This is a genomic window from Erwinia sp. GW821-FHT03D09 (genome assembly GCF_059420805.1).
In genome coordinates this window covers 242,326-254,194 of record NZ_JBWKUK010000003.1, presented here as the reverse complement: position 1 = coordinate 254,194, position 11,869 = coordinate 242,326, and the positions used below count along the sequence as shown (strand labels likewise).

General features: G+C 54.6%; 12 protein-coding genes and 1 riboswitch. Of the genes, 8 read left to right on the top strand and 4 right to left on the bottom strand.

Features of this window, described 5'->3' with window-relative positions; all coding sequences use genetic code 11:
* The first annotated feature begins 332 nt into the window (after positions 1-332).
* From manD to AC07U6_RS04340, 8 genes are all read left to right on the top strand, one after another.
* Positions 333-1,547: a D-mannonate dehydratase ManD gene (gene manD, locus AC07U6_RS04375; RefSeq protein WP_494763110.1), complete on the top strand. Its 1,215-nt coding sequence runs from the start codon at positions 333-335 to the stop codon at positions 1,545-1,547.
* Positions 1,548-1,557: 10 nt separating this feature from the next.
* Positions 1,558-2,568: a Zn-dependent oxidoreductase gene (locus AC07U6_RS04370; protein ID WP_494764515.1), complete on the top strand. Its 1,011-nt coding sequence runs from the start codon at positions 1,558-1,560 to the stop codon at positions 2,566-2,568.
* A gap of 98 nt (positions 2,569-2,666) precedes the next feature.
* Entirely contained in the window at positions 2,667-3,950 is a 1,284-nt protein-coding gene (locus AC07U6_RS04365) for an MFS transporter (protein ID WP_494764516.1), read from the top strand.
* Positions 3,951-3,996: 46 nt separating this feature from the next.
* Positions 3,997-5,463, top strand: a complete 1,467-nt coding sequence (locus AC07U6_RS04360) for a mannitol dehydrogenase family protein (RefSeq protein WP_494763111.1) — start codon at positions 3,997-3,999, stop codon at positions 5,461-5,463.
* Between the two features lie 131 nt (positions 5,464-5,594).
* On the top strand, positions 5,595-6,281 hold the full coding sequence (locus tag AC07U6_RS04355; RefSeq protein WP_494763112.1) for a GntR family transcriptional regulator: 687 nt from the start codon (positions 5,595-5,597) through the stop codon (positions 6,279-6,281).
* Between the two features lie 283 nt (positions 6,282-6,564).
* Complete coding sequence (locus AC07U6_RS04350) at positions 6,565-6,765, top strand: hypothetical protein (RefSeq protein WP_494763113.1); 201 nt, start codon at positions 6,565-6,567, stop codon at positions 6,763-6,765.
* A gap of 14 nt (positions 6,766-6,779) precedes the next feature.
* Positions 6,780-6,965 (top strand): hypothetical protein, encoded by a 186-nt coding sequence (locus tag AC07U6_RS04345; protein ID WP_494764788.1) that lies wholly within the window; start codon positions 6,780-6,782, stop codon positions 6,963-6,965.
* Positions 6,966-6,975: 10 nt separating this feature from the next.
* Complete coding sequence (locus AC07U6_RS04340; protein WP_494764518.1) at positions 6,976-7,089, top strand: LuxR C-terminal-related transcriptional regulator; 114 nt, start codon at positions 6,976-6,978, stop codon at positions 7,087-7,089.
* A 198-nt stretch (positions 7,090-7,287) separates the two neighbouring features.
* On the opposite strand, the gene fbaB is transcribed toward AC07U6_RS04340, so the two are convergent.
* The 4 genes from fbaB to wcaJ form a co-directional block, all read right to left on the bottom strand.
* Positions 7,288-8,340 (bottom strand): class I fructose-bisphosphate aldolase, encoded by a 1,053-nt coding sequence (gene fbaB, locus AC07U6_RS04335; RefSeq protein WP_105591385.1) that lies wholly within the window; start codon positions 8,338-8,340, stop codon positions 7,288-7,290.
* A gap of 177 nt (positions 8,341-8,517) precedes the next feature.
* Positions 8,518-9,318, bottom strand: a complete 801-nt coding sequence (thiD, locus tag AC07U6_RS04330) for a bifunctional hydroxymethylpyrimidine kinase/phosphomethylpyrimidine kinase (RefSeq protein ID WP_494763114.1) — start codon at positions 9,316-9,318, stop codon at positions 8,518-8,520.
* A complete protein-coding gene (gene thiM / locus AC07U6_RS04325) occupies positions 9,315-10,106 on the bottom strand; it encodes a hydroxyethylthiazole kinase (protein ID WP_494763115.1) in 792 nt (263 codons plus the stop codon). Before thiM ends, thiD begins: the two co-directional genes overlap by 4 nt.
* A 36-nt stretch (positions 10,107-10,142) precedes the next feature.
* A riboswitch (TPP riboswitch) is annotated at positions 10,143-10,248 on the bottom strand.
* A 130-nt stretch (positions 10,249-10,378) separates the two neighbouring features.
* Positions 10,379-11,776 carry an undecaprenyl-phosphate glucose phosphotransferase gene (wcaJ, locus tag AC07U6_RS04320; RefSeq protein ID WP_494763116.1) on the bottom strand — a complete coding sequence of 466 codons (1,398 nt, stop codon included), beginning with the start codon at positions 11,774-11,776 and terminating at the stop codon, positions 10,379-10,381.
* Positions 11,777-11,869 lie beyond the last annotated feature (93 nt).

Below are 11,869 nucleotides of genomic sequence, written 5' to 3'. Positions count from 1 at the left end.
ACATCCGCAGCGCTGAGGTGGAGCCATTGCGCCAGGAGACGACAGCAGGGATGCTGGCGTCAGGCCGGGTTTGAACAGGGATGTTCAATCCTGGCCGGTCCGACCGGCACAATGGCGTAACCGAGGGTACCGCAACGCGGCGCGAGGACCGCCCTGAAGCAGCAGCAGAGGCTGAACCCCAAACACCCATCTCACAGCGCATTAAAAAAAACCAAGGCTCAGCGCCTCCCCCCAATCTGTGATCGCTCTCGAAAATCCAACCAATCCAACTTGTATGGTAGTACGTTATTAGCGTAATTTTGCGCCATAGCGAGTCAACAAGGCGAATTGAAATGAAAATTGTTAAAGCGGAAGTGTTTGTCACCTGCCCCGGCAGAAACTTTGTCACCCTGAAGCTCACCACCGATCAGGGACTCACCGGGATCGGTGACGCCACGCTCAACGGCCGCGAACTGCCCGTCGCGTCCTACCTGAAAGATCACGTCTGCCCGCAGCTGATCGGCCGCGATGCCCACCAGATCGAAGATATCTGGCAGTTCTTCTACAAGGGAGCCTACTGGCGCCGCGGGCCGGTCACCATGTCCGCGATCTCTGCCGTTGACCAGGCGCTGTGGGATATCAAAGCCAAAGCCGCCAATATGCCGCTTTACCAGCTGCTCGGCGGCGCATCGCGTACCGGAGTAATGGTTTATTGCCATACCACCGGCCACAGCATCGATGAAGTGATGGACGACTACGCCAAACATAAAGAGCTGGGTTTCAAAGCTATTCGCGCCCAGTGCGGCGTGCCGGGAATGAAAACCACCTACGGTATGGCCAAGGGCAAAGGAGAAACCTATGAACCGGCAACCAAGGGCGCACGGCCGGAAGAGCAGCTGTGGTCAACCGAAAAATACCTCGACTTCACGCCAAAACTATTCGATGCCATCCGTAACAAATTCGGCTTTGATGAACACCTGCTGCACGACATGCACCACCGCCTGACGCCAATTGAAGCCGCGCGCTTCGGCAAAAGCGTGGAGGACTATCGCCTGTTCTGGATGGAAGACCCGACCCCGGCCGAAAACCAGGAGAGCTTCCGCCTGATCCGCCAGCACACCGTCACGCCGATTGCGGTGGGCGAAGTATTTAACAGCATCTGGGACTGCAAGCAGCTGATTGAAGAACAGCTGATCGACTATATCCGCACTACCATCACCCACGCGGGCGGCATTACCGGCATGCGCCGCATCGCCGACTTCGCCTCGCTGTATCAGGTACGGACCGGCTCTCACGGACCGAGTGACCTGTCGCCGATCTGCATGGCCGCCGCCCTGCACTTCGATCTGTGGGTGCCAAACTTCGGCGTGCAGGAGTACATGGGCTACTCCGAGCAGATGCTGGAAGTGTTCCCGCACAGCTGGACGTTTGATAACGGCTATATGCATCCGGGCGATAAGCCGGGCCTCGGCATTGAGTTCGATGAAAAGCTGGCGGCGAAATATCCCTATGAACCGGCGTATCTGCCCGTTGCCCGTCTGGAAGACGGCACACTGTGGAACTGGTAAGGAGAACATGATGAAAAGCGTGGTTATTGAACGCCCGGGCGATCTGCAAATTCAGCAACGTCCGCTGCCGCTGCCGGAAGCGGGTGAAGTACGAGTGAAGGTGCAGTACGCCAGCATCTGCGGGTCCGATGTGCATATCTGGCACGGCCATAATCCTTTTGCCCGCTACCCCCGGACCATCGGCCACGAGTTTTTTGGCCGGATTGATGCCGTGGGCGACGGCGTGGACAGCACGCGTATTGGCGAGCGCGTGGCGGTCGATCCGGTGGTCAGCTGCGGGCACTGCTACCCCTGCTCCATCGGCCGGCCTAACGTCTGCAAAGAGCTGCAGGTGATCGGCGTGCATCGCGACGGCGGCTTCAGCGAATATGCGCTGGCTCCCGCCGAGAATGCCTGGCGGCTGCCGGAAAGCATTCCCGATACGCTGGCCAGCCTGGTCGAACCGTTTACCATCGCCGCCAACATTACCGCGTTTTTACAGCCGCAGCCCGATGACGTGGCGCTGATCTACGGTGCCGGGCCGATGGGTCTGACCGCAATCCAGGTGCTGAAAGGCGTTTACGGCGTGAAGATGGTGATCGTCGCCGACCGGATAACGGAACGACTGACTCTGGCGCTGAACAACGGTGCGGATCGCGCACTGAACAACAGCGAAATCCCGCTGGCAGAACAGCTCGATGGCGTGCAGCCAACACTGATTATTGATGCCGCCTGCCATCCGTCGATTTTCGCCGAAGCGGCCGCGCTGTCTTCGCCCGCAGGGCGCATCGGCCTGCTCGGATTCTCCGGCGAACCCTGCGCTATCACCCAGCAAAGCCTGACCAGCAAAGAGCTGTCGGTGTTTACCTCCCGACTGAACAGCAACCGCTTCCCGCAGGTGATTAGCTGGATTGAACAGGGGCTGATCGAGCCGGAAAAACTGGTCACCCATACCCTGCCGCTCAGCCAGATTGAACAGGCGATGACCCTGTTTGAGAAGGACCCGCGCAGCTGCTGCAAAGTGATTTTAAAAGTCAGCTAGCAAAAACACCGAAGGGTTTGACCCAGTCCTCCGGCCACAATACCTCTACCTACAGCCCCCAACCGCCAGCAGGCCGGAAAGAGGGGGGAGGAGTCATGATGATTAAAAACCTGCGCTGGACCATCGTACTGCTGCTGTTCCTGGTTTATATGATCAACTACCTCGATCGCGTGGCGCTGTCGCTGACCGTGCCGATGATCGAGAAAGACCTGATGCTGAATGCCGAAGAGTTCGGCCTGATTTTTGGCAGCTTCTTCTTCGGCTATGCGATTTTTAACTTTGTCGGCGGCCTGGCAACGGACCGCTTCGGCCCGACCATTACCCTCGGCGTGGCGGTGGGCATGTGGTCGCTGTTCTGCGGTTTTACCGCACTGGCGACCGGCTTCTGGTCGATGCTGATCCTGCGCATTCTGTTCGGCATGGCGGAGGGCCCGATCTGCGCCTCGGCCAACAAGGCGATCAACGGCTGGTTCCCGAAAAAACAGGCGGCGACTGCGATGGGGCTGCTCAGCGCCGGTTCACCGCTTGGCGGCGCGATTGCTGGCCCGATTATCGGCTATCTGTCGCTGGCTTTCGGCTGGCGCCCGGCGTTCGCCATTATCTGTTCGATCGGCATTATCTGGATGGTGGTGTGGTTCTTTATCGCCGCCGATAACCCGCTGAAGAGCAAGCTGATCGGCGAGCGCGAGCGCGCCCTGATTGCCCAGCTGAAAGACGAACAGCTGAGCGCCGAAGAAGAACTTTCACAGTCCCGGCACGGCCTGGGCCACTACCTGCGTCAGCCGATTATTCTGGTCACCGCCTTCGCCTTCTTCTGCTACAACTATATTTTGTTCTTCTTCCTCAGTTGGTTCCCGGCGTATCTGGTGCAGTCGCATGGCCTGGATATTAAGGCGATGAGTATTACCACCACGATCCCGTGGATTGTCGGTTTCGTTGGCCTGGCACTGGGTGGAATCATCTCCGACAAGATTTTCCGTATGACGGGCAAACTGCTGCTGTCGCGAAAAATTGTGCTGGTGGTGTGCCTGTTCGCTGCCGCAATTTGCGTGACCTGTGCGGGGACAGTGAAAGATGTGGTGCCAGCCGTTGGGCTGATGTCGGTATCTATCTTCTTCCTGTATATCACCGGGGCGATTTACTGGGCGATAATTCAGGACGTGGTACACAAAAGCCGCGTGGGCAGCATCAGCGGCTTTATCCACCTGATCGGCAGCATCTCCGGGATTATCGGACCGATTGCTACCGGCTTTATCGTGCAGCATACCGGTAAGTTCGATAGCGCCTTTATCCTGGCCGGGGGTATTGCCGCGCTGGGTGCCCTGCTGGTGCTGGTGGTGGTGCGTCCGCCGAAAAAATACAGTAAGGCTGTTTCAGTTTAAATGGTTGTGCGGGGCGCTCCCCCGCACTTTCAATTAAGGATAATTTATGTTGTCTGTGGAGAATCTTCCTGCCGGCGTGCAGAAACCCGCTTATAACCGCCAGGCATTGCAAACGCGTATGGTGCATATCGGCTTCGGTGCCTTTCATCGCGCGCACCAGGCCGTTTGCAGCGACAGGCTGGCCAACGAACAGGGCAGCGACTGGGGCTACTGCGAGATCAATCTGAACAACGGCGATGCCATTCACGCCCTACGCCAGCAGCAGCTGTGCTACAGCGTGGCGGAAATGGCCGATGACCGGCTGGATCTGCGGATTATTGGCGTGGTCACCCAGGCGCTGCACGGCCAGTCGGACGGCGTGGAGGCGGTGATTAACGCGCTAAGCCAGCCGGATGTGGCGATTGTGTCGATGACGGTAACCGAAAAAGGTTACTGCCACCATCCGGCAAGCGGCGAGCTGAATCTGCAGCATCCGGCGATCGTTCACGACCTGGCGAATCCCGATGCGCCGCAGTCACTGCCGGGGATTATTCTGGCCGCCATCCGCCGCCGCCGCGAACGGGGGCTGCAACCGTTTAGCGTGATGTCCTGCGACAATATGCCGGAAAACGGTCACGTTACCTGCCGGGTGGTTAGCCAGCTGGCGCGCCAGCAGGAGCCTGAACTGGCGGAATGGATTGCAGAGAACCTCACCTTCCCCTCTACCATGGTTGACCGGATTGTTCCGGCGATGACCGAAGAAACGCACCGTGCGCTGCGCGAACAGCTGGGCTGCGACGATCCGGCAGGCGTGGTATGTGAGCCGTTTTTCCAGTGGGTGATTGAGGATAATTTCGTCAGCGGGCGCCCGCGCTGGGAGCTGGCGGGGGCCGAACTGGTGAAGGACGTGCTGCCGTTCGAAGAGATGAAGCTGCGCATGCTCAACGGCAGCCACTCCTTTCTTGCCTATTTGGGAAATCTGGCAGGCTACGAGCACATCAGCGACTGCATGGATGACGAGCTGTTTCTGCTGGCCGCGCGCCGCCTGATGCTGTCGGAGCAGGCGGTAACCCTGCGCATGAGCGGAGTGGACCTGGAAGCCTATGCCGATTCGCTGATTGCCCGTTATCGCAACCGTGCGATCAAACATCGCACCGCGCAGATTGCCAATGACGGTACGCAGAAGCTGCCGCAGCGCTGGCTGGACAGTATTCGCTGGCACCTGCAGCACGGTAGTGATTTCGATCTGCTGGCGCTGGGCGTGGCGGGCTGGATGCGCTACGTTGGCGGCGTCAGCGAGCAGGGAGAAGCAATTAACATCAACGATCCGCTGCGCGCGGAGCTGGCTCAGCGCGTGGCCGGGAGCCGGGAAGGCAGCGAACGTGTCGCCGCGCTGCTGGAGCTGAGCAGCGTATTCGGCCACGATCTGCCCGCCAGCACCGCGTTTGTCGCCAGGGTGAATCATTTCTATCGCCTGCTGCTGGATCAGGGGGCGAAAAGGACCGTTCACCGGCTGGTCAGCCAGGCCAGTTGACCGCATTTGCACCGCCTGTAAGCCGGGGCCGATAAAGCCCTGGCGCTCCGCCATCTTGCTGATTAGACTGAACGCTTTGCTACCATGCGCAGACGGGTTGAGATGACCTGCCGCTAAAGGGACATTGCCGAATGTCGATTGTATATACCATTACCGCCAGCGAACCGGTAAATCAGCAGATTTACCGCTATCTGCGCCATGAAATTGTGACCTGCGCCATTCCTCCCGGCTGCCTGCTGTCCGAAAAAGACGTCTCTACGCGTTTTAACGTCTCTCGCCAGCCGGTGCGCGAAGCCTTTATCAAACTGGCCGAGGCCGGGCTGGTACAGGTACTGCCGCAGCGAGGCACCTTCGTGCGCAAGATATCGGCGCAGCGGGTGGCCGACGGGCGCTTTATCCGCGAAGCCGTGGAAGTGGCCGTGGTGCGCAGAGCGGCACAGGAAGCCAGTGCAACCGGGCTGGCTGCGCTTGAGCATAACCTTCAGCTGCAAAAACTGGCGGCAGAACGCCGCGACAGTCAGGCATTCCTGGTGCTGGACGATGAGTTCCACCGTCTGATAGCCGAAAGCATCGACTGCGGACTGGCGTGGGAAACGGTAGAGAATATTAAAGCCACCATGGATCGGGTGCGTTTTCTGACCCTCAGCAAGGTCTCGCCGCCGGAGAGTTTGATAGAGCAGCACTGGAAAATCTATCAGGCGCTGGTGGCGAAAGACGCTAATGCTGCTGAAAGCGCCATGCGCACTCATCTGCAGGAGATGATCTTCTCTATAACTCCGATAGCAGAACAGAATAGCGAGTGGTTTGAAGCTGTATAAAACAGCGCTTCGGGGTGAAAAATACGCCCCGCCCCTCTTTTTTCGCTATCAATGAGGCGTACAAACAAGAATTGACGGTGTAAGACATTTGCGGCTGTACACTGAGCATTTATAGTAGATCTACATCACAAGATCGGCATAATTAGCGAACCCTGATATTTTATTAATATCAGCACCTGCTGATTTTCTTCAGACGTCATCACTATTCGTTATCGATACTTAGTGTTTCATAATAAATAACAGCAATCATTGCAGTCAACCAACTTAAATAAGGCTGTACTTTATGAGTTATATCATATTAAATAAATATGATTATTTCAGCCATGGATTAAAAAGCGTTATCAATGAAGCAGGCGGTAAAAAAAAGGATATTCATCTGCTGGATAATCTTCCTAACTGCGCACGACTATTACAGCAAAACTCTACCCAAATAGCGTTTATTTGCGAATCCATCTACAGCACTGAAAACGACAGGAAGAGATAAAAAAACTGATTGCAATGAATCCAGAAACTCTGTTTATTATCTTTATGCGGGTGGTTCATTCATCATTTGAAGATTACATTTACATCAAGCCGAACGTGGTGATTATGGCGCAGAACGTGTCAATCAGCACAGTAAAAAACCTTTTTTGCAAACAACAGATTAAAGCAGGAATCTCAACCTGTTGGACTCTACCCGGCTGATGAAACACCGCTGTCATTCAGCAAACGTGAATCTGAAATACTCAGTTTGTGGATGAAAGAAAGAAGCTCGATAGAGATTTCTGAGCATATTAATATCAAGCTGAAGACCGTACCTTTCTCATAAAAATAACCTGAAGAAAAAAAGCAAATCAAAGCGGACTAAAGTGCTGTTCCAGATAATTAATCCGGCCAAAAGTCTGACCCACGTACCGCATTTGAGTTAGTCGTTTGTTGGTGGGAAGATTGCGCCAACACCAGGGTGTTTTATATAGTAAGTGGCAGGATATGAAAGGCGGATATTTTATGTCCGCCTTTCATATTATTAAGCTATGGTGACTTTTTTATCCAGATAGACATCCTGAACGGAATTAATAAGTGCCACGCCGTCTTTCATTGATTTCTTGAATGCTTTACGGCCAAGAATCAACCCCATTCCTCCGGCGCGCTTATTAATCACGGCAGTACGTACGGACTCCGCAATATCGGTATCCCCCGCTGCTGCACCGCCGGAATTAATCAGTCCCGCTCGTCCCATGTAGCAGTTAGCCAGCTGGTAGCGTACCAGGTCGATGGGGTTATCGGTGGTCAGCTTGCTGTAAACCCGCTCATCGGTATGACCGAAGTTCACCGCCTTGTAGCCGCCGTTATTTTCCGCCATTTTCTGCTTAACGATGTCAGCACCGATAGTCGCTGCCAGATGGTTCGCCTGACCGGTGAGATCCGCACTGGCATGGTAATCCACACCGTCTTTTTTAAAGTCATTGTTGCGCAGATAGGCCCACAGCACCGTGACCAGCCCCAGCTCGTGTGCGCGCTCAAACGCCACCGAGATCTCTTCGATCTGACGGCGCGACTGTTCTGAACCGAAATAGATCGTCGCCCCCACGGCAACCGCACCGAGGTTGAAGGCCTGCTCAACGCTGGCATACAGGGTCTGATCGTACTGGGTAGGATAACTGAGGGTTTCGTTATGGTTCAGCTTAACCATAAACGGAATGCGGTGTGCATAGCGGCGGGAAACGGAAGCCAGCACGCCATAGGTGGAAGCGACGCAGTTACAGCCCGCTTCAATTGCCAGCTCGACGATATTCTTCGGGTCGAAGTACAGCGGGTTCGCGGCGAAAGAGGCGCCGGCGGAGTGCTCAACACCCTGGTCAACCGGCAGGATAGAGAGGTAACCTGTCCCGGCTAAACGACCGGTGTTATACAGGGTTTGCATATTGCGTAAAACCGCCGGAGGACGGTTATTATCAACCATCACCCGATCTACGTAATCCGATCCCGGAAGATAGAGGCTGTCTGCTGGAATAGTCATGCAGCGATGTTGCAAAAGAGAATCTGCTTCTTTGCCCAATAACTGTACGATGTCCGTCATGATAACTCCTGTCAAAGGTAGGGAGGGCCACGACCAGCCAACGGTCAAATGGCCCGCTGTTCAGAAACACGACTGATTTCTGACCTCAACAGGGTGAACCTAAACCTTTAACCAGGCAAACTGCTGACTGGATTTTTCAGACTAATGCGCACAAAAGCGCGTTTGCCCCTGCATTCATTACCACCATTTGTGGAAGTGATGTACCGGACCAATCCCCTGCCCGACTTCGAGTGAATCCGCCTGCTCCAGCGCACCCTGCAGCCAGGTCTTCGCCACCTGCACGGTTGCCACCCAGTTATCATGGCGCGGGCGCAGCGCGGCCAGCGCCGCAGAGAGCGTGCAGCCGGTGCCGTGGGTATGGCGGGTATTGACACGCGTCGCGGTGAAACGCTGCTCCAGCTCGCGCGTGAACAGCCAGTCCGGGCTTTCCGACTCGCTGAGATGGCCACCCTTCATCAGCACCGCCTGGCAGCCCATCGCCAACAGTCCCCTGCCCTGCTCGCGCATCTCCTGCTCGTTGCTCGCCATCGGGCAACCCAGCAGCGCGGCAGCCTCCGGCAGATTCGGTGTGATAATCGACACCTGCGGCAGCAGGCGTTCGCGCAGTGTGGCAACCGCCTGCTGAGAAAGCAGCGGATCGCCGCTTTTCGCCAGCATCACCGTATCCAGCACAATCCAGGGCGTGGTCGCTGCCTGCAAACGCTCGGCTACGACTTCCACAATGTCGGATTCCGCCAGCATACCGATTTTGATCGCATCGATACGTACATCCGACAGCACTGAATCCAGCTGCGCGCCAACGAAATCCGGCTCAATACGATAAACCGACTGCACGCCCCGGGTGTTCTGCGCAACCAGCGCGGTGATCACGCTGGTGCCGTAAGCGCCCAGCGCCGAGAACGCTTTCAGATCCGCCTGGATACCCGCTCCGCCGCTGGGATCGGTACCGGCAATGGTCAGTGCATTAATTCGCTTCATGCCAGTTCCTCCGGGGTCAATAAATAGAGCGCATCCAGGAAGGCAGGGATAAAGCTCCCCGGTCCTGATGCGATCGCGGCGGCACGCTCGCCGGCCAGCGATACCACACGGCAGGCGCTGGCAACGTGGGTCAGACGATCGCCGGGCAGCGAAGCAAACCCCGCCACCACCGCCGACAGCGCGCAGCCGGTACCGACCACACGCATCATCAACGGTGAACCGCCGCTGACACTGAGAGTACGCTGACCGTCAGTAATAAAGTCCACTTCTCCGGTGACCGCCACAACCGCCCCGCTCTGCAAAGCGAGCTTGTGCGCGGCCGGGATCGCGGCATCGGACTGATGCTGAGAATCCACCCCGCGGCCGGATACCGCTTCTTTTGCCAGCGCCATAATCTCTGAGGCATTACCGCGAATGGCGGCAGGTTGATGATTCAGCAGCTGATGACAGAATTCAGTACGGAACGCTAACGCACCGACCGCTACCGGGTCCAGCGACCAGCTGCGCCCTGCACGGTTTGCTGACTCCACCGCCGCCAGCATCGCCGCGCTGCGCGAGCGCGTCAGCGTGCCGACATTGACCAGCAGCGCGCTGGCTACCGCACTGAACTGCGCGGCCTCTTCGGCATCGATCACCATCGCCGGCGATGCACCCAGCGCCAGCAGAACGTTGGCCGTAAAGGTCTGTACTACATCATTGGTCATGCAGTGAATAAGGGGGGATTGCTGGCGGAACAGCGCCAGAGAGTGCGCCACATCGTGGTGGCTGAGGGGAAGGGGTTGGCTCATTTATACTCCCAACCGGCGATCAAGAAGGCGATGCCGGTTGGAGGCATCTGACTTCCCTCCGCTGGCATTATCCAGTTCAGGTTATGCGGGTTTTTCTCAGCCGTATCCTCAAAGAAAAGGACGGGCACCCCGAGTCATTTGTTTCGACGGAAAGAATATGCAAAGGGATTGGCGAAATCAAGCATAAGGATTATAAAGTAAAAAAACCGCATGGCGGATTTTTTACTCGTCTTAACATCATGTCCAACACATTCTTTAAAGAATGTCTAAAATCAATACGCAGCTTTATTAACAAAGCCTTTAAAAAAAGTCAGGAATATAATTTTCAGATCTAACCAAATACTCCAACCACGAATATAGATCAGGTCGAAGTCAACGCGCTTTTGCATTTTTTCCAAGGTATCTGTTTCACCACGGAAGCCGTTAATCTGGGCCAAACCTGTAATCCCTGGTTTAACTTTGTGGCGCAGCATATAGCCTTCAATTAGCGAACGATACTGTTCATTGTGCGCAACGGCATGTGGGCGCGGCCCCACTACGGACATCTGACCAAAAAGCACGTTAAAGAACTGCGGCAGCTCATCCAGTGAAGTATTGCGTAAAAACTTACCGAGTTTGGTCACGCGAGGATCATTTTGCTTGGCCTGGGTGACTTTAGCACCATTCTCCATCACTGACATGGTTCGGAACTTCCAGACCATAATCGGTTTACCGTCCATGCCATAACGAATCTGGCGGAAGATAACCGGGCCAGGAGAACTCATCTTCACAGCACAGGCAATAACAATCAACGGCAGCGAGATAAACAGCAGAATAATCGATGACACAATGATGTCTTCAAGACGCTTGAATACCATATTGATACCGCTAAGAGGCGTATCAAATAATGGGACCACCGGCACACCATTGATCTCCTCAGTACGAGACTGAAGAATATTAAAAGTGAAAACGTCCGGTATCAGTAAAACAGAGCAGGTCGTATCCGTTAAGCGTTTGACAATATCTTTAATTTTGGACTCATCTTTCATGCTCATAGCGATGTAGATACGGTCCAGTTTTCCTTCACGAGCATCTTCTATTAGCTTGTCAAAATCACCCGCGTAATTGATGCCGTTACTCATTTCAATCGGTTGTTCATCATAAATTCCAACAACCACGAATCCCATCCACGGCTCGTCAAGAAAACTGCTGATCAAGTTGATGCCCGCAGGCATTGTTCCTACAACAGCAACCTTACGAGTGTTGTAACCCATTTTCCTTAACATGCCGGAACCAATGCGAATAGCCATACGGCAAATAAGGAATCCAGCAACAACAACAAGGTACCATTGAATGAATATTTTAAAGCTTAAGTCAAAGTCACTTAGCAGTGAGCTCAATCCTAAGGTGAGTAACAGACTTAACGTCCAGTTTTTGGAGATCAGGATCAACTCAGCGGAAGACTTCACTCCTCGCCATGAGCGGTAGAAATCGGTCATTCCCCCAATCATTTGGAAGACAACCAGAACCACGAGTGCAATCAATACATGTTTATAATCGAACTGCCGATCGTTAAAATAGGCAACAATATATAAACCTAGAAATATAATAGAGATATCAGAAAATCGTTGCACCATTGAAATCAATGATGCATTTGCATTAGAGCGTGTTCGATGATGTAGAATTGTCATTCTATTGTCACTCTTGTTAGCTGTAGGTCAACAACCTGAAGTGATTAGGTGTATTTATGGCATCAGATAATTGCGTTATGATCTTAGGTCGAG